The sequence below is a fragment of the Methylobacterium sp. 275MFSha3.1 genome (assembly GCF_900108435.1).
Classification (GTDB): Bacteria; Pseudomonadota; Alphaproteobacteria; order Rhizobiales; family Beijerinckiaceae; genus Methylobacterium.
In genome coordinates this window covers 55529-78102 of sequence record NZ_FNWP01000019.1, presented here as the reverse complement: position 1 = coordinate 78102, position 22574 = coordinate 55529, and the positions used below count along the sequence as shown (strand labels likewise).

Annotated in this window: 25 protein-coding genes and 3 tRNA genes; 18 read left to right on the top strand and 10 right to left on the bottom strand. The window is 71.7% G+C overall.

The window, feature by feature from the left end; genetic code table 11:
* The first annotated feature begins 79 nt into the window (after window positions 1-79).
* Complete coding sequence (locus tag BLW78_RS21575) at window positions 80-568, top strand: Lrp/AsnC family transcriptional regulator (RefSeq protein WP_020092868.1); 489 nt, start codon at window positions 80-82, stop codon at window positions 566-568.
* A gap of 236 nt (window positions 569-804) precedes the next feature.
* On the opposite strand, the gene BLW78_RS21570 is transcribed toward BLW78_RS21575, so the two are convergent.
* From BLW78_RS21570 to BLW78_RS21560, 3 genes are all read right to left on the bottom strand, one after another.
* Window positions 805-880 (bottom strand) — tRNA-Ala (locus BLW78_RS21570).
* A gap of 55 nt (window positions 881-935) precedes the next feature.
* Window positions 936-1011: transfer RNA gene (locus BLW78_RS21565), tRNA-Ala, on the bottom strand.
* A 153-nt stretch (window positions 1012-1164) separates the two neighbouring features.
* Entirely contained in the window at window positions 1165-1551 is a 387-nt protein-coding gene (locus BLW78_RS21560; RefSeq protein ID WP_026604880.1) for a TIGR02300 family protein, read from the bottom strand.
* Between the two features lie 267 nt (window positions 1552-1818).
* Between BLW78_RS21560 and aroA the strand changes: the two genes are divergently transcribed.
* From aroA to BLW78_RS21540, 4 genes are all read left to right on the top strand, one after another.
* On the top strand, window positions 1819-3168 hold the full coding sequence (aroA, locus tag BLW78_RS21555) for a 3-phosphoshikimate 1-carboxyvinyltransferase (protein ID WP_091682004.1): 1350 nt from the start codon (window positions 1819-1821) through the stop codon (window positions 3166-3168).
* A 5-nt stretch (window positions 3169-3173) separates the two neighbouring features.
* Window positions 3174-3812, top strand: a complete 639-nt coding sequence (gene cmk, locus BLW78_RS21550) for a (d)CMP kinase (protein ID WP_091682046.1) — start codon at window positions 3174-3176, stop codon at window positions 3810-3812.
* Between the two features lie 92 nt (window positions 3813-3904).
* A tRNA-Lys gene (locus BLW78_RS21545) sits at window positions 3905-3980 on the top strand.
* Between the two features lie 116 nt (window positions 3981-4096).
* Window positions 4097-4384, top strand: coding sequence for a hypothetical protein (locus tag BLW78_RS21540; RefSeq protein WP_012322505.1), 288 nt, complete (start codon window positions 4097-4099; stop codon window positions 4382-4384).
* A 73-nt stretch (window positions 4385-4457) separates the two neighbouring features.
* On the opposite strand, the gene BLW78_RS21535 is transcribed toward BLW78_RS21540, so the two are convergent.
* Window positions 4458-5396, bottom strand: a complete 939-nt coding sequence (locus BLW78_RS21535; RefSeq protein ID WP_244527009.1) for an alginate O-acetyltransferase AlgX-related protein — start codon at window positions 5394-5396, stop codon at window positions 4458-4460.
* A 262-nt stretch (window positions 5397-5658) separates the two neighbouring features.
* On the opposite strand from BLW78_RS21535, the gene BLW78_RS21530 reads away from it, so the two are divergent.
* Window positions 5659-5838 (top strand): hypothetical protein, encoded by a 180-nt coding sequence (locus tag BLW78_RS21530; RefSeq protein ID WP_020092863.1) that lies wholly within the window; start codon window positions 5659-5661, stop codon window positions 5836-5838.
* 18 nt (window positions 5839-5856) lie between these two features.
* Here BLW78_RS21530 and BLW78_RS21525 read toward each other — a convergent pair whose 3' ends face one another.
* Complete coding sequence (locus BLW78_RS21525) at window positions 5857-6147, bottom strand: PilZ domain-containing protein (protein ID WP_020092862.1); 291 nt, start codon at window positions 6145-6147, stop codon at window positions 5857-5859.
* A 407-nt stretch (window positions 6148-6554) separates the two neighbouring features.
* Here BLW78_RS21525 and BLW78_RS21520 point away from each other — a divergent pair, with 407 nt between their 5' ends.
* Window positions 6555-7598, top strand: a complete 1044-nt coding sequence (locus BLW78_RS21520) for a hypothetical protein (RefSeq protein WP_091682001.1) — start codon at window positions 6555-6557, stop codon at window positions 7596-7598.
* Window positions 7599-7614: 16 nt separating this feature from the next.
* Here the strand turns inward: BLW78_RS21520 and BLW78_RS21515 are convergent, their stop codons facing one another.
* Both BLW78_RS21515 and BLW78_RS21510 read right to left on the bottom strand, forming a co-directional pair.
* Window positions 7615-7956 carry a hypothetical protein gene (locus tag BLW78_RS21515; RefSeq protein WP_020092859.1) on the bottom strand — a complete coding sequence of 114 codons (342 nt, stop codon included), beginning with the start codon at window positions 7954-7956 and terminating at the stop codon, window positions 7615-7617.
* Window positions 7957-8038: 82 nt separating this feature from the next.
* On the bottom strand, window positions 8039-8902 hold the full coding sequence (locus BLW78_RS21510; RefSeq protein WP_091681999.1) for a formyltransferase family protein: 864 nt from the start codon (window positions 8900-8902) through the stop codon (window positions 8039-8041).
* Window positions 8903-9101: 199 nt separating this feature from the next.
* Here BLW78_RS21510 and BLW78_RS21505 point away from each other — a divergent pair, with 199 nt between their 5' ends.
* Complete coding sequence (locus BLW78_RS21505; RefSeq protein ID WP_091681997.1) at window positions 9102-10700, top strand: cryptochrome/photolyase family protein; 1599 nt, start codon at window positions 9102-9104, stop codon at window positions 10698-10700.
* On the opposite strand, the gene bcsS is transcribed toward BLW78_RS21505, so the two are convergent.
* A complete protein-coding gene (gene bcsS / locus BLW78_RS21500; protein WP_091681995.1) occupies window positions 10667-11392 on the bottom strand; it encodes a cellulose biosynthesis protein BcsS in 726 nt (241 codons plus the stop codon). The two genes, BLW78_RS21505 and bcsS, sit on opposite strands and share 34 nt — an antisense overlap.
* Window positions 11393-11685: 293 nt before the next feature.
* Between bcsS and BLW78_RS21495 the strand changes: the two genes are divergently transcribed.
* Entirely contained in the window at window positions 11686-12288 is a 603-nt protein-coding gene (locus BLW78_RS21495) for an exopolysaccharide biosynthesis protein (RefSeq protein ID WP_267965786.1), read from the top strand.
* A gap of 9 nt (window positions 12289-12297) precedes the next feature.
* On the opposite strand, the gene BLW78_RS21490 is transcribed toward BLW78_RS21495, so the two are convergent.
* Together BLW78_RS21490 and BLW78_RS32170 are read right to left on the bottom strand one after the other, a co-directional pair.
* The gene (locus tag BLW78_RS21490) at window positions 12298-12810 is read right to left on the bottom strand and encodes a transcriptional regulator LdtR (protein ID WP_056527383.1); all 513 of its coding nucleotides are present in this window, start codon (window positions 12808-12810) and stop codon (window positions 12298-12300) included.
* Window positions 12811-12970: 160 nt separating this feature from the next.
* Complete coding sequence (locus BLW78_RS32170) at window positions 12971-13381, bottom strand: DUF6163 family protein (RefSeq protein WP_042672025.1); 411 nt, start codon at window positions 13379-13381, stop codon at window positions 12971-12973.
* Between the two features lie 259 nt (window positions 13382-13640).
* On the opposite strand from BLW78_RS32170, the gene hemB reads away from it, so the two are divergent.
* The 9 genes from hemB to BLW78_RS21440 all read left to right on the top strand — a co-directional run bounded on the left by hemB (window position 13641) and on the right by BLW78_RS21440 (window position 22536).
* The gene (gene hemB, locus BLW78_RS21480; protein WP_026604877.1) at window positions 13641-14699 is read left to right on the top strand and encodes a porphobilinogen synthase; all 1059 of its coding nucleotides are present in this window, start codon (window positions 13641-13643) and stop codon (window positions 14697-14699) included.
* Window positions 14696-15064: a hypothetical protein gene (locus BLW78_RS21475; RefSeq protein WP_091681993.1), complete on the top strand. Its 369-nt coding sequence runs from the start codon at window positions 14696-14698 to the stop codon at window positions 15062-15064. The genes hemB and BLW78_RS21475 overlap by 4 nt, the downstream gene beginning before the upstream one ends.
* Before the next feature lie 98 nt (window positions 15065-15162).
* A complete protein-coding gene (locus BLW78_RS21470) occupies window positions 15163-15651 on the top strand; it encodes an RDD family protein (RefSeq protein WP_042672022.1) in 489 nt (162 codons plus the stop codon).
* Between the two features lie 124 nt (window positions 15652-15775).
* The gene (locus tag BLW78_RS21465; RefSeq protein WP_091681991.1) at window positions 15776-16522 is read left to right on the top strand and encodes an arginyltransferase; all 747 of its coding nucleotides are present in this window, start codon (window positions 15776-15778) and stop codon (window positions 16520-16522) included.
* A gap of 119 nt (window positions 16523-16641) precedes the next feature.
* Entirely contained in the window at window positions 16642-17949 is a 1308-nt protein-coding gene (gene purB, locus BLW78_RS21460) for an adenylosuccinate lyase (protein WP_091681989.1), read from the top strand.
* 79 nt (window positions 17950-18028) lie between these two features.
* Window positions 18029-18886 (top strand): D-amino-acid transaminase, encoded by an 858-nt coding sequence (locus BLW78_RS21455; protein ID WP_091681987.1) that lies wholly within the window; start codon window positions 18029-18031, stop codon window positions 18884-18886.
* 112 nt (window positions 18887-18998) lie between these two features.
* Window positions 18999-19295: a hypothetical protein gene (locus BLW78_RS21450; RefSeq protein ID WP_091681985.1), complete on the top strand. Its 297-nt coding sequence runs from the start codon at window positions 18999-19001 to the stop codon at window positions 19293-19295.
* 157 nt (window positions 19296-19452) lie between these two features.
* A complete protein-coding gene (locus tag BLW78_RS21445) occupies window positions 19453-20745 on the top strand; it encodes an adenylosuccinate synthase (protein WP_020092844.1) in 1293 nt (430 codons plus the stop codon).
* A gap of 279 nt (window positions 20746-21024) precedes the next feature.
* A complete protein-coding gene (locus BLW78_RS21440) occupies window positions 21025-22536 on the top strand; it encodes a histidine kinase (protein WP_091681983.1) in 1512 nt (503 codons plus the stop codon).
* Window positions 22537-22574: the final 38 nt, after the last annotated feature.

The window sequence follows — 22574 nt, the reverse complement described above, 5'->3', positions numbered from 1 at the left end:
ATACGGGCTGTAGGCGGCAAAACATGCCGCATCCTGCGCCCCAGGCCGCGCACGCGGCTCCCGACCGGAGACCGATCGCATGCCCGCCCGACCGGCCGCCCTCGACGCCGCGAGCCTGCGCATCCTCGAGTGCCTGCAGCAGGACAGCGAGATCAGCATCGCGGATCTCGCGGAGCGGGTCGGCCTGTCGACGTCGCCGTGCTGGCGACGCGTCAACGACCTGAAGGAGGCGGGGGTGATCCGCGGCTGCGTGGCGGTGGTCGACCCCCTGAGCCTCGGGCTCGCGGTCAACGTCTTCGTCCACGTGTCGCTGGAGAAGCAGACCCAGGCCGCGCTCCAGGCCTTCGACGAGGCGGTGCGCAGCCGCCCGGAGGTGATGGAGTGCTACCTGATGAGCGGCGAGGCCGACTACATGCTGCGCGTCGTGGTCGAGGATCTGGGCCAGTACCAGAAGCTCGTCCTCGACCACCTCACACGGATCCCCGGCGTGGCCAACATCCGCTCGAGCTTCGCCCTGGGGCAGGTGAAGTACACGACCGCGCTGCCGCTCGGTCACCTGACCCGCTGAGCCGGATTGATACAGCGAGGAGTCCCGATGCGGGCCTGGTCGGCCGGGGCGGGTTCCGCCTGAAACCCTCGGGCGATGTCCTCTCCGCCATCACGAGCAACGCGTGGTGACTCAGGACCGCGCGACCTCAGTCGTCGCGCCGACAGGATCGTTTTGCTGCGCGCGCAGGGACGGTGCTGTGGGGATCTGCCTGACGCCGCGGAAGGCCGGGACGGCCGCGTCGCGCCTGCGAGGAATGGTGGAGCCTAACGGGATCGAACCGATGACCTCTTCCATGCCATGGAAGCGCTCTCCCAGCTGAGCTAAGGCCCCATATTTTTAAACGCGGTCCGCGTCCCCGACAGGGCCGCGTCGCGCGAGGGTGGGATGGTGGAGCCTAACGGGATCGAACCGATGACCTCTTCCATGCCATGGAAGCGCTCTCCCAGCTGAGCTAAGGCCCCACTTTTTACATCCACCGCGGTTTGGGTACCGCGGGGTCTCGCCGGTCCGGGTCGCGGTCGGCGAGGCCGGTTCTATAGGCGGCTCGCATCGCGGACTCAACCCCCTTTTTCGCTGCCGCCGGGGGTTTTTGGTCGGGGGAGACGGAGGCCGCCTCAGCCCTCCTCGTCGTTCTCGATATCGCCGTCGATCAGGTCGGAGACGTCGTCGTCGCCGGAATCCTCTTCCTCCAGGAAGGTATCGTCGTCGGAGGATTCCCCGTCCTCGACCGAGTCGTCCTCGGGCGTCGGATCGGCGTCGTCCTCGGCGGCCTCGACCTCGTCGAGGGAGACCATCTCCGGGCCCTTCTCGTCCGTCTCGTCCTCATCGTCGGTGTTGGCCGGGCCCCGCGACAGCGCCGGGGGGGCCGCACGGCTGGAGGTGGCCACCGCCTGATAGACCGCGCCGCATTTCGGGCAGACCGCGGGATCGCGGGCGAGGTCGTAGAACTTCGCGCCGCAGCTCATGCACTGGCGCTTCAAGCCAAGTTCCGGTCGGGCCACGGGCGGACACCTCGTCGTCAGTACTGTCTCGGGGGAGGCGCCCCGTTAGTCGCGGTGAAAGCGCCTGTCAATCGAGCCCGCGCAGAGCGTTTCGGGCGGCGCGCCCCCGCGTGCGGCGCCCAGGATCGGCGCGGGCAGCGGATGGATGACGGCGGGCGGTGCCCGTGTTAACGGCGCGGCGATTTCACCGTCCGATTGCAGCGCCGCGGCAGGGCCGCGCGACGCGCCGGATCCAGGCCCACGTCTCAGAGCCCGAACGGACGTCCCGTGTCGCACGATTCGACCCCCCAGCCCCTCACCGCCGCGCCGGGCGCCCCGCTGCGCGGACGCCTGCGCCCGCCCGGCGACAAGTCGATCTCGCACCGGTCGATGATCCTCGGCCTGCTCAGCCAGGGCGAGACGCGGGTCGAAGGCCTGCTGGAGGGCGACGACGTCCTGCGCACCGCCGCCGCCGCGAAGGCGCTCGGGGCAGGGGTCGAGCGCCTCGGGGCCGGGAGCTGGCGGGTCCGGGGCGTCGGGATCGGCGGCCTCGGCGACCCGGCCGAGGTTCTCGATTTCGGCAATGCCGGCACCGGTTCGCGGCTGATGATGGGCGTGGTCGGCGGGCAGCCGGTGACCGCGACCTTCGACGGCGACGCCTCCCTGCGCTCGCGGCCGATGCGCCGCATCCTCGACCCGCTCACCCGGATGGGCACGCAGGTCCTGGCCGAGGCCGAGGGCGGACGCGTGCCCCTGACCCTGCGGGGTCCCAGGGAGGCGATCCCGATCACCTACGAGACCCCGGCGGCCTCCGCGCAGATCAAGTCGGCGGTCCTGCTCGCCGGCCTCAACGCCCCCGGCGTCACGACCGTGATCGAGGCGGCTGCGACCCGCGACCACACCGAGCGGATGCTGCGCCTGTTCGGCGCCGCGGTCAGCGTCGAGCCGCACGGGCCGGGCGGCCACGGCCGCAAGGTCGCGCTGACGGGGCAGCCGACCCTGCGCGGGACCGACGTGGTGGTGCCGGCCGACCCATCCTCGGCGGCGTTCCCGCTGGTGGCGGCGCTGATCGTGCCCGGCTCCGACGTGGTGATCGAGGGCGTGATGATGAACCCGCTGCGCATCGGGCTGATCACGACGCTCCTGGAGATGGGCGCGCAGATCGAGCGCGTGGCCGAGCGGGAGGAGGGCGGCGAGACCGTGGCCGACCTGCGCGTGCGCGCGAGCCGCCTGACCGGCGTCGACGTCCCGGCCGAGCGGGCGCCCGCGATGATCGACGAGTACCCGGTGCTGGCGGTGGCGGCGAGCTTCGCCGAGGGCCGGACCCGGATGAACGGCCTGCACGAGCTGCGGGTGAAGGAATCGGACCGCCTCGCGGCCGTGGCGGCCGGGCTCGCCGCGAACGGCGTCCGCCACGCGGTCGAGGGCGACGATCTCGTGGTCGAGGGCGACGGCACCGCGGCGCCGGGCGGCGGGACGGTGGCGACCCACCTCGACCACCGCATCGCCATGGCGTTCCTGGTGATGGGGCTCGCGGCGCGGAACCCGGTCACGGTGGATGACGGCGCGATGATCGCCACGAGCTTCCCGAGCTTCCTTCCGACCATGCAGGCCCTCGGCGGCCAGATCGGGGCGTGACCGCCATGCCGCTCGTCATCGCGATCGACGGACCGGCCGCGTCCGGCAAGGGTACCCTCGCCAAGCGTCTCGCCGACCATTACGGCCTGCCGCATCTCGACACCGGGCTCCTCTACCGGGCGGTGGCGCTCGCCCTGATCGACGCCGGTCTGTCGCTGGACGATGCCGCCGCCGCGGCGCGGGCGGCCCAGGCCCTCGACGCCGGTCGGCTCGACGATCCGCGCCTGCGCGAGCGGGCGATGGGCGAGGCGGCCTCCCGCGTCTCGTCGGTGCCGGAGGTCCGCGCCGGGCTGCTCGCGTGGCAGCGCCGCTTCGCCGCCGACCCGCAGGGGGCGGTGCTCGACGGGCGCGACATCGGCACGGTCGTGTGCCCCGAGGCCGCGGTGAAGCTGTTCATCACCGCCTCGTCCGAGGAGCGTGCCCGCCGCCGCCACCGCGAGCTGGCCGGCCGCGGCGAGGCGGCGACCTTCGCGGCGATCCTGGCCGACATCGAGGCCCGCGACGCCCGGGACGCGTCGCGCAGCGCCGCCCCCCTGCGCATGGCCGAGGACGCGATCCGGCTCGACACCACCGAGCTCGACGCGGACGCGGCCTTCGACGAGGCCCGGGACATCGTCGAGCGGACCCGCGGCGACGCGGCCTGAGGGTTGTCCACCTCCGTCGTGTTGACCCCCCGGTCCCGCTCACCTATTGCGGACGCGCCGTCCCCGACGGGCCGCCGCGCGGCCCGGGACGCGAGCGCGTAGCTCAGCTGGTAGAGCAACGGACTTTTAATCTGTAGGTCCTGGGTTCGAGTCCCAGCGCGCTCACCACATCCTCGATCCTCACTGTTGACATCCGGCGCGGTCGGCGCCCTGCCCACATGAAAATCGGAACCCCTGGTTGCGCTTTGGGTTGGGGTCCCAACGCAACTGCGAAGGAGTCACCGATGCGCAAGCTCGCTCTCATCTCCGCCGTCACCCTGTCCCTCGGCGCGCTCGGCGCCACCGGCGCCCAGGCGCAGGGTTATGGCTACGGCTACGGCGGCCACCACGGCTACGGCTACGGCCGCGGCTACGATCGCGGCTACGGCCACCGGCGCGATTTCGGCTACCGCCGTCACCGCGGCCTGTCGACCGGGGCCGCCATCGGTCTCGGCATTGCGGGCGCGGCCGCCGGCGCCGCCGCGGCGGGCGCCTTCGACCGGGGCCCGGGCTATTACGGCCGCGGTTACTGAGCCGCCGCGCACCTGAGGGAGCAGAGCCCCGCCGCCACCGCGGCGGGGCTCTCGCTTTCCGGAGCGGCCGGCCTCAGCGCAGCCAGCGCCGGATCCGCTCCCGGAGCGTCGGGCGGACGGCCCGCCGCGCGCGCGACGCCGCGAAGCGATCGATGCGGATCCGGTCGTTCGGAACCTGCCGCAGGAACCGCTCGGCGATCTCGAAGATGACGATGCCGGGCCGGACATCCTCGACGTAGGCCCAGTCGATGTTCGCCGACCAGATCGCGTGCACCTCGGCGAAGGTCTCGGCCAGCATCGCCGTGAGCCGGGCGCCCGGGCTGTAGATGTAGGAATCGCCGAACAGCACCACGCGGCGCGGATCCGGCGCCTCCGGGTTCCTCAGGACGACGCGGGATCCGACGAACAGTCCGCGCGGCCGCACGGCCCGGCCGGATTCCCGCACGGCCACCAGGGCGTTCGCGTCGATCCGTGCCGCGCGGCGCGGAAAGTCGTAGGCGACGTAGGCCTCGTCGACCGGCGGGACGAGCTTCTCACCGAGATCGAAGGTGAAGCACTCGGTCGCGCCGGTCCCCGCGAACACGTGCGCCGCCACCGGCGCGTCCAGGGCCTCGCAGAGCGCGCGGTACGCCGTCAGGTAGCCGCGGTAGGTCCAATGCGTGTCCGTCCGCAGGTAGACGGGCTCCTCGGCCCGCGCCGCCAGCAGCGGTGCTTGCAGGTCGACCATCGGGGCCCCGCTGTCCCCGGCGGTTAGCCGGGCGAGCCGAACCCCGGGCGGGTCGTCGAGCCCCGGGAAGGGGCGGCCGAGCAGGTCCGGATAGATCGCGAGCTTGTCGGGGACGACGGTGTGCACGTGCCGGATCCCGAGGTCGTCGAGGCGCCGCGCGCGCCGCCCGATGAGCCGCGTCCAGCGCTTCAGGATCCGCCGCGAGGTCGCGGTGTCGCCGTAGAAGGCTTCGACCTCACGGGCGCGTCCGACCCAGTACAGCCAGCCATCGTGTCCGACGGCCACGCCGTTGCCGCTCGTCTTCAAAGCTTCCGGCCTCCCGCCGCCCGCCACAATCCCGTCGATGACGCTGGGCTTCCGCCTCGATGGATCCGCGCGGGATTGCAACCCCTTCGTCCCCGGGAGAGGCGGGAACGCGCCGGCGGCGTTCCCGGCGCGCCGCCGCTTTCGCCGGCGTATCCGCGCCGTGGTGAAACTTTATGGCCGCGCCGCGGGTACTCCCGTCAGGCGCATCACACGGCGCGGCGTTGCGAAGAAGGGTCGACCCATGTCCGCGCTTGTCACGTTCGTCGGCTGCGGCCTGGTCCTGTCCGGGTTCGCGGCCGAGAAGTTCGCCGAGCGTCGCTGGCTCGCGGCGAGCCGGCCCGCACCCCTCGACACCCTCGCGGTCCTGGCGCTGGCGCTGCCGGCCGTCGGGCTCACGCTGATGGCGACGCTCGCGGTCTGAGCCCGCAGGGTCGACCTCTCACACGGCCTCGCCGCAGAACAGGACGCCGACCGTCCGCTCCTTCCGCCAGACGAGCTGGACCGCGTAGCGCATCTCGGCGCTCGCCAGCACGAGGTCGAACACGTCCTCCAGCAGCACCGCCTGCGAACCCAGGAACTCCAGCATCGCGCCGCGATCGGAGATGTTCATGACCTGGCAGGGATAGCGCGCGCCGTCCCGTTGCTGGGCGAAGGCCAGCAGGGCGGTGGGTCTCCGCTCGGTCGCCCGGCGTTCCGCGACGGCGGCAGGGGTGCTGGCGTTGCGGGACACGGCCGAAGTTCCTGCCCTGGTCGGCCGGTATGGCGCGATATCAGTAAAAATGCGCCGGATTCGCTAACATGTTATTGATGATCGACATCCGAGCGTCAGAATAGCAAGTCGCGCCCTGTCTATCGGACCGGTCTCCGGTAATCACCGCCGGTCTCGTCTCGGCGGCCCTTCGCCGGCCTTGATGAACCGGCCGATCAGGAGGCCGAGCGGGATCGACACCAGGAACCAATTGCGCAGGAATCGCAGGGCGGTCATCGGCTCGCTCCCATGGCGCGGCGGGTGCCGCATCCGCGGGCGCCCATGGCCGGCGTCGCCGATGCGATGCTGTAACCTATCTGGTCCCGCGGGCGGGTTCTGCCAGTGCGATCCTGGGCGAGGCCGCGCCGAGAGGATATCCGGAGACGATCATGCGCATCCGCCCCGGCACCGCCCTGATGGCGTGCTTCGCGATCGGCGTTCCGACGGTCGCGGCCGCCGAGGCGCCCGGACAGCCGCCGCGCGCCGCGCCGGCGACGGATCCGGCGTCCGCACCGCAGCCGTGGCCGCCGAATTTCTCCCGCAGCGTGCAGGGGACCGGGGTGATGGGCCTCGATGGCGGCCACGTCTTCCTCTGGAACCGGCCCCAAGGCTTCGATCCGGTCTCGACGCTGCGGGTCGACCGGCACGTGCCGGAGGGGTCGGGCGAGGCCACCCACACCTACAAGGCGCTCTGGGCGCTCGGATCCACCGGCCCGCACAATGCCGGCTACGAGTGGACGATCACGGGCGAGCTGCACAACCGCGCCCTCGCGAGCACCGGCGCGCAGAACGTCGCGGTCAACGGCACGATCTTCAAGGAGCCCAACGGGCTGGGGCCGGTCGGGCCCTCCTGGGCCGGCAATTTCAACTGTGTCGACATGACCGACGAGGCCGATCCGGTCGCCTCCTGCATCGGCGCCGAGATCGACGTCTCGGCGCAGTCGCCGACCACCGACCGCAACCGCCAGCGGGTCGGACTGCAGATCTCCACCGGCGGCGTTCCGGGCGCCCATACCGGCTACGGGATCCTGATGGGCAACCTCACCGGCTCCATCACCGACCGGGCGATCTCGTTCCAGGGGGAGGGGACCTACGGCATCGGCATCGACGCCGCCGCCGCGCGCTTCACCGGCGTCCCGATGCTGCTCGCGGCCGGGCAGGCGATCGGGCTCGACGGCAACCGCGAGGGCGGCTTCTCCCGCAGCCTCGGCTTCGACGGGCGCGATCTGGTCTACGGCACGGCGGCCGGGCCGGTCATGCGCGTGAGCGACAACGGGCAGATCGAGGCCGCTTCCCTCCGCGAGAGCCTGCCGCGGCCGCCCGCGAGCAGCCGCGCGCCCTGCACCCCCGGCGACCACGCCTGGGACGAGGCCTACGAGTACCGCTGCGTCGCGCCCGACCGCTGGAAGCGCGCGGTGCTCAGCGACTGGTGAGCGCCGCCGCCGGCCGTCAGCGGTCCAGGATGCGCACCACCGCGCGGGTGTCGGGATCGACGACCACGATCTTGTCGCCCGGCGCCACGAAGTAGCCGAAGCGGCGCAGGCGCGGGTTCGGGGCCTCCGTGAAGGGCGCGAGCCGCACGTCGGGCGGCACGATGCTGCCGGGCCGCAGCGGGATCGATCCGACGATCGGGCCCGGACCCACCGGCCGGCGCACGATGTAGTCGCGCACCACCACGTCGTCGTCGGGGCCGAACTCGTCGGGCGTGACGATCACCGCCTGCGCGAGGGCAGAGCCGGTGAACAGCGCGGCGAATCCGAGGGCTGCGGCGAGGCTGGCGCGGGTCGACATGGCGGACTCCCGTGGGGCCCCGGCGGAGTGCCCGGGCCGCCGGAAACATCGGGGTCGGCGTTCGGGTTCCCGGACGGGCCGGTCAGCGGCCGATCTGCCCGGCCTCCGCGAGGGGAACCGGCGACCAGCGGGTCAGCTGGACGTACCCGTCGAGGGCCGCCACCACGACGTGGCGGCGGTGGCGGTGCACCACCGCTCCGGGCGTGTGCGCGTGGCGCTCCTGCCACCCCTGCGCCTCCGCCACGTAGACCCGGGCATCGCCGAGCCGCGCGATCGTCTCGACCGTGCCGAAGGCCCGCACCCGGCGCAGGACCGTCTCGACGTCCTGCCGGAAGTCGAGCGTCCGGTCGGCGTCGGTCGCGCGCGGCCAGTAGGAGCCGTCGCCCTGCGGCTCGGAGCGCCGCCAGCGATTGGGCAGGTCGCGGCCGAGGGGGCCCGCGGCGAGGCGGCGCGCCGCCATCTGGCACTTGGCGAGCAGCGTCTCGTGGCTCTCGCGGGGGCTCAGGGCGAAGATCTCCTGCGCCAGGATATCGCCGGTGTCGAACCCGTCGGCGAGCACGTGGGCGGTGACGCCCCAGGTCTCGTAGCGGTCGAGGACGGCCCGGAACAGCGGGTAGGGGCCGCGGCCCGTCGGGAGCGGGGAGGGGTGGAAGTTGAGGCCGTAGGCGGCGCGGCCCTTCCAGCCCTTGATGAGCCAGGGATAGCCCGCGACCACGAGTGCCCAGTCGCGCCCGTGCTCGGCCTGGAGCGCCTCGATGTCCCGCTCGCGGATCCGCGAGAGCTGGATCGGCAGCCGCAAGGACCGGGCGCGGGCCACGACGACCTCGTTGTGGTCGTAGACCCCGTCGCAGGGGCGCGTGAACAGCTTCACCGGCGTCCAGCCGGCGTCCAGCAGACCCTCGAAGACCCCGCCGAGGAAGTCGATGCCGGCGAACGCGAACTTCATGCTTGCCGCCTGCGACCTTGTGCACGTGGAGGGCGCGGGTCCGCCGCCTGCCCGGCCGCGTCCCCGGGCCTACCTTGATTGGGCCGGCGGCGGTGGCAAGGGGGAACGGCGTGGTTCGGGTGATCTTCGACGGCGGGACCGGAGGGTTCGGCCGCGCCGCGGATGGCGAACGCTCCGCCCCGGACGGGAAGGTCTAGGCATGGCCGGGAAACGCCGTGCCGCGCCGTCCGGAACCCTGCGCTTCGTCCTCGGCGATCAGCTGACCCGCCGGGTGTCGAGCCTCGTCGACCTCGACGCCGAGCACGACGTCGTCCTCATCGTCGAGGTCCGCGACGAGGCGACGTATGTCCGCCACCACAAGCAGAAGATCGCCTTCCTGTTCGCCGCCATGCGCCACTTCGCGGCCGAGCTGGAGGCGGAGGGCATCACGGTCGCGTACGTGCGCCTGACCGACGCGGGCAACACCGGCAGCTTCACCGGCGAGCTGGAGCGCGCCGTGGCGCGCCACCGGCCGGAGCGGGTCGTGGTGACCGAGCCGGGCGAGTGGCGCGTCTGGGAGATGATGCAGGACTGGCGCGAGACCCTGGCGATCCCGGTCGAGATCCGCGGCGACAACCGCTTCCTGTGCCCGCGGGAGGATTTCGGCCGCTGGGCGGAGGGCCGGCATCACCTGCGGATGGAGACCTTCTACCGGGGCATGCGGCGCCGGACCGGCCTCCTGATGGACGACGGCGAGCCCGCGGGCGGCCGCTGGAACTACGACCCCGAGAACCGCAAGCGCCTGCCCAGGGGGCATCGTCCGCCGGACCGGATCGGCTTCCAGCCCGATTCCGTCACGCGCGCGGTCATCGCCCTCGTGGAGGCCGAGTTCGGCGACCATTTCGGCGATCTCACCGGCTTCTCCTGGCCGGTGACCCGGGCCGACGCCCTCGCGGCGCTCCGGCACTTCCTGGCCGACGCCCTGCCGACCTTCGGCGACTATCAGGACGCGATGAAGACCGGCGCGCCGTTCCTGTACCACGCGCTCCTGTCGCCCGCCCTCAACGCCGGGCTGCTCACCGCCGAGGAGGTGTGCTGGGCCGCCGAGCGCGCCTACCGCGACGGCGCGGCGCCGCTCCACTGCGTCGAGGGCTTCATCCGGCAGATCCTCGGCTGGCGGGAATACGTGCGCGGCCTCTACTGGGCCCGGATGCCCGCCTACCGCGACAGCAACGCCCTCGGCGCGGGCCGCGACCTGCCGTGGTTCTACTGGTCCGGCGAGACGGCGCTGAACTGCGTCGCGCAGGTCGTCGCCGAGACGCGCGCCCACGCCTACGCCCACCACATCCAGCGCCTGATGGTGACCGGCAACTTCGCCCTCATCGCCGGCCTCGACCCGGCTCAGGTTGAGGAATGGTACCTGATCGTGTTCGCGGACGCCTACGAGTGGGTCGAGCTGCCCAACGTCCACGGCATGGTGCTGTGGGCCGACGGCGGCGTCATGGGCTCCAAGCCCTACGCGGCTTCGGGTGCCTATATCGACCGGATGTCCGATTACTGCGCGTCCTGCGCGTACGACGTGAAGGTCAAGGCCGGGCCGGAGGCGTGCCCGTTCAACTATCTCTACTGGAACTTCCTCATCGAGAACGAGGACCGGCTGGCGGGCAATCAGCGGATGGCCATGCCGTACCGGACGCTCCGCGGGCTGGGCGACAGGCGGCGCGCCGAGATCCGCCGCGACGCGGCCGCGTTCCTCGACGCCCTCGAGGCCCGGCCGGGCGCCGATCAGAGGGGCGACCAGACGGACAGGCTCAGGTAGGGGCAGGCGCGGCCCCGGCCGCTCTCGGACTGGAGGCCCGCCGACGCGCGGAAGCTGTACCGGCCGAGGGCGAAGTCGGTCCCGTGCAGCCCGACGCTCCACTTCGCGTAGCCGGTCCTGTCCGTGTAGAGGGCGGCCTCGGGACCCAGATAGGTCTCCCAGAGCCGGTAGCCCCAGGCGAGGCGCGCCCACAGGCTGTCGCGGGCCGACCCCGCGACGGCACTCGCCTGGAGCAGCGTCGCCTCGCTCGGGCGCGCCCAGACCTCGCCGTGGAGCCGGAGCCCGAAGCGCGTCGGCAGGGCGTCGAAGAGGGGCCCCGCGATCAGCATCTCCCGCGCGATTTCGGGCCCGGCAAAGGCCGCGACCGCGCCCCAGTCGAAGACCCACTGGTACCCGGCCAGGGCGGCGGCGGCGACCGTGTAGCGCGTGCGGGGGCCGTCCGGACCGGACTCCGCGCGCCGCCCGCCACCGACGCTCGCCAGTGCGGTGAAACCGTCCTGCGCGAGGGAGGTGAGGCCGGCCTTCGCCCCGACGGTCAGGAAGGTGTCGCCGCCGGCGTCGAGGCTGCCGAACAGCAGCGTGTCGATCTCGCTGCCGCCGGCGGGGTGCGAGACGGCCGCCTGTCCCGCGAGCAGAACCGCGAGAACGGGCGCGCGTCCAGCGATCTTCGGGCGAGGGCGCTGGTTCGGCACAGTCGAGCCTCCGACATCTGCCGAATAAGGTAAAAGAAAATTAACCGCGTTTCATCGCGATCCGCTCGCGATCCCCCGGAATTGTCGGATTCGCGCGCCGATCTTCGTGTCGCAGGGACGAGGTTGCTTCGGAAAGGTGCGTCGGTGCGCGCGCTGTGCTTGCCGGGACTTCGCGGGCCGTCCGCCGCGCGTCCGCCCGCGGGACGCCATCGCGCTGTCGCGAATCTGCCGTGCTTGGCGTGCCAGATGTTCTCGGCTAGAGCCCCCGCGGGAAAGCGAAGGTTGGCAGATCCTTGACCTCCGGTGCACGAACGTCGGACGTCCTCACCGTGCTGGCGAGCCAGGAGGGCGAGCGCCTCACCGTGGGCGACATCGTCGCGGTCCTGCGGGACCGTGCCTTCGCGCTGCTCGTGGTCCTGCTCGGGCTGCCGAACTGCCTGCCCATGCCGCCGCCGATCCCGCTGATCTGCGGCCTGCTCCTGCTCCTCGTGGCGATCCAGATCGCCGCCGGGATGTCGGCGCCGTGGCTGCCGCGGATGCTCCTCGGCCGCTCGATCGCCCTGACGGATGTCCGGCGCGCCGTCACCCGCGCGGTGCCGATCCTGCGCCGCCTGGAGCGCTGGTCGCGCCCCCGCGTCAGCGTGTTCGAGACCGCGCTCGGCATGCGCGGCATGGGGATCGTCCTGCTCGCCCTGGCGCTGGCGCTGATCGTGGCCGCGCCCATCGTCGGGCAGATCCCGCTGGGTCTCGCCGTCTGCCTGGTCGGGCTCGGTCTCGTCGAGCGCGACGGTCTGGTCGTGCTGGGCGGTCTCGTGATCGGGATGTTCGGCGTCGCCATCAACGCCGGCTTCGCCTACGCGGTGATCGCCGGGATCATCGGCCTGCTGAACCTCTGAGGGCGCGCCTCAGAGGCGGTAACGGATCTGATCGGTCCAGAAGCGCTCCAGGCGGGTGAGGGCCTGGTTCAGGCGAATGAAATCCTCCTCCGAGATCCCGCCGATCGGCGTGATCGTCCGGGCATGCTTGTCGTAGAGCCCCTGGATGATCTCGTGGACCTGGCGGCCCTTGTCGGTCAGGCTGATCCGGACGGAGCGCCGGTCGGTCTTCGAGCGGGCGTGGTGGAGATAGCCGGCCTCGACAAGCTTCTTCACGTTGTACGAGACGTTGGAGCCCAGGTAGTAGCCCTTGGTCCGCAGCTCGCTCGCGGTCAGCTCCTTGTCGCCGATGTTGTACAGGAGCAGCGCCTGGACGCTGTTGACGTCCTCGCGCCCGCGGCGCTCGAACTCGTCCTTGATCACGTCGAGCAGCCGGCGATGCAGCCGCTCCACGAGGTGCAGCGCCTCGAGGTAGGAGCCCTTGGTGGAGGCGGCTTCCTCGGGGGCCTCGATCTGCGCGACTCGGGCGTTCTGGGTCTTCATCTCTGCCTCGCCATCCGATGATCCGGCACCCGTTGGATGCGGCGCCGTTGATGATGGCTAAGCTAGGGCTCGGGAATGAAAGGCGATTTAAGCGACAGGATGAATTCGCGATTTACTCTTCGCGGTAAAGACAAACTGAATGAAGACAAGAACGGTTCGTTCACCGTGCTTCCTGCGCGGCCAGCCAGGACAGCAGGAAGTACAACGTCACGACACAGCCTCCGAATACGAGCAGCGGCACCGATAACGGCAAGAGTTGCGGTGTCAGGACAGCGAGCGTCATCGCCGACGTGACGGCGAGCAGCCAGATCACGCCGCCCCAGGCGCTCGTCAGCCACAATCCGATCGCCGCCGCGGCGTCGATCACCGCGAAGTAGACGATCGCGGATTGGCGGCCGAACGGCTCGGCCTCGAAGGGGCGCACGCCCGGCAGGACGTCGAGGATGGTCGCCCAGGCGAAGACGCTCTTCAGCAGCCAGACGAGGGCCGTGAGCCGCATGAACCAGATCAGCACTGTGTCCCACGTGCCGGACGCGGGGCCCTGGGCCCGCTCGATGCGGTCGCTCGGGATGCCGCCCGGCCGCGGCGTCCTGCGCCGGATCGGAAAGTAGCTGGGCACTATCGAGCGCTCGCGGATGATGGGGGCCGGTTCATGGCGAAGGGCCTGGATCCTGATCGATCGGTCGGGGGTCGCCGGGTTGAAGCGGTTCCGCCGTCCGGCGTCAACGGTCGGGTTTCGTTGCGCCGGCCCGGTGTGGTAGTCGATCGCCTCCGGCGCACGGGCGCCGCGCGATCCGCGGCGTGGTCCGCGCGAACGGTAGCGAAGCCGCATGTCAGACACCCTGCCAGAGCCGCGCCCTCTCGCCGTGGAGGCCGCCCGCGAGGGCGCCCGCGTGGAGGGTCTGAAGATCACCCAGCGCCCGCGCCGGAACCGGAAGGCCGACTGGTCGCGCCGCCTCGTCCGCGAGCACACCCTGACGGTCGACGACCTGATCTGGCCGATGTTCGTGATCGACGGCGAGGGCCGCCGCGAGCCGGTCGCCTCGATGCCGGGCGTCGAGCGCCTCTCGGTGGACGAGATCGTCCGCGACGCGGAGCGCGCCGCGAAGCTCGGCATCCCGGCGGTGTCGTTCTTCCCCTACACGGAGGTGTCGCTGCGCGACCCGACCGGCTCGGAGGCGCTGAACGCCAACAACCTCGTCTGCCGGGCGGTCCGCGCCGTGAAGCGGGCCGTGCCCGAGATCGGGATCATGACCGACGTGGCGCTCGATCCCTACACGAGCCACGGCCACGACGGCCTGATGCGGGACGGCGCGATCCTCAACGACGAGACGGTCGCGGTCCTCGTCGAGCAGAGCCTGATCCAGGCCGAGGCCGGGACCGACATCATCGCGCCCTCCGACATGATGGACGGGCGCGTCGGCGCGATCCGCGCGGGCCTCGACAAGGCCGGCTTCCTCGACGTGCAGATCATGGCCTACGCGGCGAAATACGCCAGCGCCTTCTACGGGCCGTTCCGGGACGCGATCGGCACCAAGGCGGCGCTGGTCGGCGACAAGCGCACCTACCAGATGGATCCCGGCAACTCGGCCGAGGCCCTGCGCGAGGTCCGGCTCGACCTCGACGAGGGCGCGGATTCGGTGATGGTGAAGCCGGGCCTGCCCTATCTCGACATCATCCGCCGGGTGCGGGACGAGTTCCAGGTGCCGACCTTCGCCTACCAGGTGTCGGGCGAGTACGCGATGATCGAGGCGGCCGCCCGCAACGGCTGGCTCGACGGCGACCGCGCGATGGTCGAGGCGCTCCTCGCCTTCAAGCGGGCCGGCGCCGACGGCGTCCTCACCTATCACGCGCCGCGGGTCGCGGAGCGCCTGCGCAACCATCCGTGAAGCGCGGGCACCGCTGGCTCCTCGGGGCCGCGGTCGTGGTCGGCTTCCTCGCGGGGCTCGTCGCCTGCCAGGACACCCTGCGCCGGGATCGCGTCGCCACCTGCCGCCGGGCGCTCCCGGCGGTCGCGCCGCAGGACGGGATCCGGCTCCTGCGCGCGGCGCCGGGGCCGGCGGCGAACTCGGTTCGCGTCGACTACGCCGACGGGAACCGGCAGCACTGGCTGACCTGCCGCTTCGATGCCGGCACGACCCTGGTCGCCCTCGCCACCGAGGCGAGCACCCTGTCGGGCCCGTCCCTCTACATGCTCAAGCGCTTCTACCTCGACACGCCCGACGCCGCGGCCGGAGACCCGGCCGGGCGCTGAGGCGCGCCCACGCCCGCGTCTCCTCACGGATCCCCTTGCGGCATCCGGCGCGCGCACCCACCTTCACGTCCGCAGCCTCGCTTGCAGGACGCGACACCATGCAGAACCCACAACCCGGATACGCGCAGCGCTTCGAAGCGCCCGGCTACGCCACCGCGTTGCCGATCCCGTTCGTGCGGGCGAGCCTGGGTGGCCGGACGGTCGCCTATCTCCTCGACATCCTGTTCATCTTCGGCTTCACGGCCCTGCTGACCCTCGCGATCACCGTGATCGGGGTGGTCACTTTCGGCCTCGGCTGGACGCTGTTCGCGGTCCTTCCGGCGAGCGGCATCATCTACAGCGCGATCACGGTGGGCGGCCCGAAGCAGAGCACGATCGGCCAGCGGATGATGGGCCTGCGAACCGTCGCGCCCGAGAGCGGCGCGCGGGTCGACGTCATCACGGCCGCGGTCCACGCGCTGCTGTTCTACGTGGCGATCTCGACCTTCCTGCTCTGGTGCGTCGACATCGCGTTCGGGCTCATGCGCTCCGACCGCCGCCTCGGGCACGACCTGCTCCTCGGCCTCGCCGTCGTCCACGCGCGCTGAGCCGCGATTCCACTGATGAAAATCTGACGGTGCGACCGGCCGGGCCATTGAGCCCCGGCCGGTCGCCTGTACACTGTCACGCCGGCGCCGCGAGGATGAACCCGGCGCAGGGTCTGTGAGAAGCGTGACCAGCCACCCGCGCGACACACCGCAATTCTACCTCACCGCCCCCTCGCCGTGCCCCTATCTGCCGGGGCAGGAGGAGCGGAAGGTCTTCACCCACCTGGTCGGACGGCGCGCCCGCGACCTGAACGAGATCCTGACGCAGGGCGGCTTCCGCCGCTCCCAGACCATCGCGTACCGGCCGGCCTGCGAGACCTGCCGGGCCTGCGTCTCGGTCCGCGTGGTGGTCGACGAGTTCGAGCCGAGCGCCAGCCAGCGGCGCATCCTGGCGCGCAGCGCCGACTGGGTCGGCACGCCGGAGCCGAACCGGCCCGCCTCCGAGCAGTACGCCCTGTTCCGCCGCTACCTCGACGCCCGGCACGGCGACGGCGGCATGGTCGACATGACCGTGCTCGACTACGCCATGATGGTCGAGGACAGCCACGTCGACACGCACCTCGTGTCGTATCGCCGGCACGGGCCGGACACGGCGATCACCGGCCGCGGCTCCGGACCGCCGCTCGCGTTCTGCCTGACGGACGTCCTCTCGGACGGCCTGTCGATGGTCTACTCGTTCTACGATCCCGCGGAGGCCGCGCGCTCGCCCGGGACCTTCATGATCCTCGACCATATCCGCCGTGCCCGCCAGCTCGGCCTGCCGTACCTCTATCTCGGCTACTGGGTCGAGGGCTCGCGCAAGATGGACTACAAGTCCCGCTTCCGCCCGCAGGAACGGCTGATGGGCCAGGGCTGGGTGCGGATCGACTGAGCCCGGTGCGGCGCGCGTTTCACGTCGGTTGCCGTCCCGGCATGCCCGATGCGCATTGAGCGGCCGGCCCGGCGCATGCTACCGGCCACGCACGCAATCCGGACCGTGCCGAGGCCCCCATGATCCCCCGCTATAGCCGCCCCGCGATGACGGCGATCTGGTCGCCCGAGAGCCGCTTCCGGATCTGGTTCGAGATCGAGGCCCACGCCACCACGGCGCTCGCCGAGATCGGTGTCGTGCCGAAGGCGGCGGCCGAGACGATCTGGACCAAGGGCAAGGACGCGGTCTTCGACGTCGCCCGCATCGACGCGATCGAGGCGGTGACGAAGCACGACGTCATCGCCTTCCTGACCCACCTCGCCGAGATCGTCGGTCCCGAGGCGCGCTTCGTCCACCAGGGCATGACCTCCTCGGACGTGCTCGACACCTGCCTCAACGTGCAATTGGTGCGGGCGGCCGATATCCTGATCGCCGACGTCGACTCGCTGCTCTCCGCCCTGAAGACCCGGGCCCTGGAGCACAAGCTCACCCCGACCATCGGCCGGTCGCACGGCATCCACGCCGAGCCGGTCACCTTCGGTCTGAAGCTCGCCCAGGCCTACGCCGAGTTCGAGCGCAACCGCCGCCGCCTCGTCGCGGCCCGCGAGGAGGTCGCCACCTGCGCGATCTCGGGCGCGGTCGGAACCTTCGCCAACATCGACCCGCGGGTGGAGCAGTACGTCGCCGAGAAGATGGGCCTGACCGCCGAGCCGGTCTCGACCCAGGTGATCCCGCGCGACCGGCACGCGATGTTCTTCGCGACCCTCGGCGTCGTCGCCTCGTCGCTGGAGCGGCTGGCGATCGAGATCCGGCACCTCCAGCGCACCGAGGTCCTCGAGGCGGAGGAGTTCTTCTCCGAGGGGCAGAAGGGCTCCTCGGCGATGCCGCACAAGCGCAACCCGGTCCTCACCGAGAACATCACGGGCCTCGCCCGGATGGTGCGCGGCTACGTCACCCCGGCCCTGGAGAACGTCGCCCTCTGGCACGAGCGCGACATCTCCCACTCGTCGGTGGAGCGGATGATCGGCCCCGACGCCACCGTCACCCTCGACTTCGCCCTGGCGCGGATGACCGGGGTGATGGAGAAGCTGCTGGTCTACCCGGCCAATATGCAGAAGAACCTCGACCGGCTCGGCGGCCTGATCCACTCGCAGCGCGTGCTGCTGGCGCTGACCCAAGCCGGGATCTCCCGCGAGGATTCCTACCGGCTGGTCCAGCGCAACGCGATGCCGGTCTGGCGCGGCGAGGGCGATTTCCTGGCGCTGCTCAAGGCGGACCCGGAGGTCGCCGCGGCGCTCCCGGCCGAGCAGATCGAGGCGTGCTTCGATCTCGGCTACCACTTCAAGCACGTGGACACGATCTTCGGGCGGGTCTTCGGCGACCGCTGAGACTCCGCACGATTCCTGCTTCGACCCGCGCTCGCGGGCCCGCGTTTCCGGGCCTGCGCCGAACACAGGACAGCTCCCCGTGACCGCACCCCGCATCGTCTACCTCAACGGCCAGTTCCTCCCCTACGAGGAGGCGCGCGTGCCGATCATGGACCGCGGCTTCCTGTTCGCCGACGGCATCTACGAGGTCTCGGCGATCATCGACGGCAAGCTCGTCGACAACGCCGCGCACCTCGCGCGCCTCGACCGCTCGCTCGGCGAGATCGGCATCCGCAACCCGCACGACGCGGCGGGCTGGGAGCGCCTGCAGACCGAGCTCGTGGCCCGCAACGGCGTCACCGAGGGGCTCGTCTACATGCAGGTGACCCGCGGGGTGGCCGAGCGCGACTTCGCCTTCCCGAAGGCCGGCACCGAGCCCACCGTGGTGATGTTCACGCAGGCCAAGACCGTGCTCGCCAACCCGCTCGCCGAGAGCGGCGCCCGGGTGATCACCGTCGAGGACCTGCGCTGGAAGCGGCGGGACATCAAGTCGGTGGCCCTGCTGGCGCAGGTGCTCGCCAAGCAGCAGGCGGCCGAGGCCGGCGTCGCCGAGGCCTGGATGGTCGAGGACGGCGCGGTCACCGAGGGCTCCTCCTCGACCGCGTTCATCATCAACCGCGACCGCGTGCTCGTGACCCGGCCGCTCTCCACGGCGCTCCTGCCGGGCATCACCCGGGCCTCGGTGTTGCGCCTCGCGCAGGAGGCCGACCTGCGCATCGAGGAGCGGCTGATCCCGGTGGACGAGGTCTACGCGGCCCAGGAGGCCTTTTACACCAGCGCCTCCGCCTTCGTGATGCCGGTCGTCGAGATCGACGGGCGGTCAATCGGCGAGGGGCGGCCGGGCGCGCTGACCCGGCGCCTGCGCGAGCTCTACATCGAGGCCGCCCGCCAGGGTTGAGGCCGCCGGATCCGGTCCACAGGACGGGACGTCGGACCCGATCGCGGACAGGAACGGATCCCGTCCCCGGCTGTTCCTCCCCGAATTCGTGTCTCGAATCGGGGAGGCCCTCGTGCCGAACAAGACCCTGCTCGCCGCTCTCGCGACGACCCTAGCGGCCGCCGTCGCGGCGGCGCCCGCCCGCGCCCAGACGACCAGCCCGGCGCCGCCCGAGCGCGTGCGCCCGAACGCGGACGCGCCGCCGCAGGATCAGTCGCTCAGCGACAAGCTCCAGAAGAACGACGGCGTGATCAAGCCGCCGGATTCCGGCACGACCGGCACCGTGGTGAAGCCCGATCAGTCCGGCTCCATGCCGGTGATCAAGCCGCACGAACTGCCCGGTCGCGACCCCGGTACCGAGGCCAAGTAAGCCGGTCGTGACCGGCTCCGGCCGACCGCCATGCGGTCCGAACATGCGGCCCCTTGCTTGATTTCGTTGCTCGGATCGCGGAAACGGCTCACGACGTACGTCGCCTGCACCCGTGGGCGGCGCCGTCCCGGTTTCCGTCGCGGGTAAGCAGGCAGGCATGGCCAACGTCGTCGTTGTGGGCGCCCAGTGGGGCGACGAGGGCAAGGGCAAGATCGTCGACTGGCTCTCCGAGCAGGCCGACATCGTGGTCCGTTTCCAGGGCGGCCATAACGCCGGCCACACGCTCGTCATCGACGGCGTGACCTACAAGCTGGCGCTGCTGCCGTCGGGCGTGGTCCGCGGCGGCAAGCTCTCGGTCATCGGCAACGGTGTCGTCGTCGATCCCTGGCACCTGATCGACGAGATCGAGCGGATCAAGGCGCAGGGCGTGGACGTCTCGCCGTCCTCCCTGCGGATCGCCGACAACGCGACGCTGATCCTGCCGCTCCACCGCGAGCTGGATCATTTCCGCGAGACGGCCAATGCCGGACTGAAGATCGGCACGACCAAGCGCGGCATCGGGCCGGCCTACGAGGACAAGGTCGGCCGCCGCGCGATCCGGGTCGTCGACCTCGCCGACCCCGACGCGCTGCCGGCCAAGATCGAGCGCGTGCTGACCCACCACAACGCCCTGCGGCGCGGCCTCGGGATCGACGAGGTGAATGCCGAGGCGCTGCTGACCGAGCTGAAGGCGATCGCGCCGAAGATCCTGCCCTTCGCCGACACCGTGTGGTCGCTGCTCGACGAGGAGCGCCGGGCCGGCAAGCGCATCCTGTTCGAGGGCGCGCAGGGCGCGTTGCTCGACGTCGACCACGGCACCTACCCGTTCGTGACCTCCTCCAACATCGTGGCCGCGCAGGCGGCGACGGGCTCGGGCCTCGGCCCGGGCGCGATCGGCTACGTCCTGGGCATCGCCAAGGCGTACACGACCCGCGTCGGCGAGGGACCGTTCCCCACCGAGCTGTTCGACGAGATCGGCGAGACCATCGGCAGCCGCGGGCGCGAGTTCGGCGTCAATACCGGGCGCAAGCGCCGCTGCGGCTGGTTCGACGCCGTGCTTGTGCGCCAGACGGTCCGGACCTCCGGCATCCACGGCATCGCGCTGACCAAGCTCGACATCCTCGACGGCTTCGAAGAGATCCGCGTCTGCACCGGCTACCTGCTGGACGGCCAGCCGATCGACCATCTGCCGGCGAGCCAGGCCGCGCAGGCCCGGATCGAGCCGGTCTACGAGGTGATCCCGGGCTGGTCGGAGACGACCGCGGGGGCCCGGTCCTGGGCGGACCTGCCCGCGCAGGCGATCAAGTACGTGCGCCGGATCGAGGAGCTGATCGGGGCGCCGGTGGCGCTGCTGTCGACCTCGCCCGAGCGCGACGACACGATCCTCATGCACAACCCGTTCGAGGATTGACCCTTCGCGCGCTATCCCGTTGACGACGCGTGTTTTCGGCGGCCCTGCCTGTATCCAGTCCGCGCGGGCTTGATCTAGAACGGGCTGGCGGCCGGGCGGCCCGTATCGCGATCCGCCCGCCGTCTCGAAGGCAACCGGCGCGCGGGCCCTGATCCGCGCGGCGGGATACGACAAACCGGCCGACGGCCGCGACCGGACCTGTCGGGCGGGCGCGGACCTCGGTCCCCGGCCTCCGACCGGCTTTGCCGGACGGCGGCCGAAGGGGCGGACCAGAGTATCATGGCCGATTACTACCCGCTTCTGGCCCGCGCGCTCGACGCGCTGCCGGACCGAACGCCCGCCCTGCGCAAGGCGGTCTACGACCGCGCGCGCAACGCCCTGATCAGCCAGTTGCGCTCCCTCGATCCGCCGCTGTCGGAGGCCGATATCGATCTCGAGCGTCGGGCGCTCGACGCCGCGATCGAGCGGCTCGAGGTCGATCACGGCGGCCTCCCGGCCCCCGCCAACGATTCCGCGCAGGCGCCCGGGACGCCCGCTCCGGCCACGGTTTCGGCGCCGCCACCAGCACCGGCCGTGCCCGCACCCGCCGCGCCAGAACCCGCCATCCCAGAGCCGATCGTCCCCGCGGCGACGGAGCCGGAGATCCCGGAGCCGTCCCCGCCGGAGCCGGGATCCGGTCCCGCGCTGGCGCCCATCCTCCCGTCGGCGAAGCCGCCGTTCGCGGTGGCGGCCCGCGACGGGGATCGGGAGGCCGCGGACGGGCCGCGCGAGGCACCGATCCCGATCGCGCCGCCGCGTCCGGGCACGCCGCAGGCGGCCGCGCCCGACACGGCCCCACCGGTCGCCGAGACGTCCGGCGCCGAGACGTCCGGCGCCGAGGTGCCCGCCGTGGAGGACCCTGACGCCGAGGCGGCCGAGGGCGCGGGCGGGCGTCAGCGTCCGCGGATCGAGGTGGTCCCCCCGCGCACCGGTCGGTCGCGCGTGCTGCGCAACGTCTTCGTGGGCGGTGTCCTGGCTGTGGTGATCGGCCTGATCGCCGTCGCGGCCTTCCTGCTGCGCGACCGGCCGCAGAACCTGCCGTCGAACGGCACGGAGACCGCGGACATGCAGCAGCCGGAAGGCGAGACCAAGTTCGGCGACCGGGTCGGCGGTGACGCCGCCCCGGCCCCCAAGGCCCCGACGCGCGTCGAGAACGGCGCGCCGGCACGGGCCGCGGCCACGCCCGCGCCAGCCGACGCGGGCGTCGCGGTCGCGCAGAGGGCGGAACTCGTCGAGGAGGCGACGGGGGCCGAGGGCGGTCAGCCGACTGTGACGCCGGGGCGGGTGACGTGGCGGCTCGAGACCGTCAACGGGGATCAGGGCCAGCCGGTCCAGAACGCCGTCGTCGCCACCGTGACCATCCCGGATGCCGGCCTGACGCTGGTGATGACCATCCAGCGCAATCTCGACGCGACCCTGCCGGCCTCCCACACGGTGAGCCTGGCCTTCAGCCAGAGCGGCAGCAACGCGTCCAGAACCGTCCAGGATGTCGGGTTGCTCCAGGCCAAGGACGAGCAGAGCGCCCGCGGCTCGCCGGTCTCGGGCCTGCCGGTTCGGGTTCGCGACAACCTGTTCCTGATCGGCCTGTCGTCGCTGCAGAACGACGTCGAGCGCAACACCGACCTGCTCCTGCACCGGAATTGGTTCGACATCGCGCTGCGCTACACGTCCGGCCGGCGGGCGGTGCTGACCTTCGAGAAGGGCGCCGCCGGCGCCCAGGTGATGCAGAACGCCTTCGACGCCTGGCAGTGATCGGTCGACGGCACCCGCCGTCCGGGCCCTGACCCGAG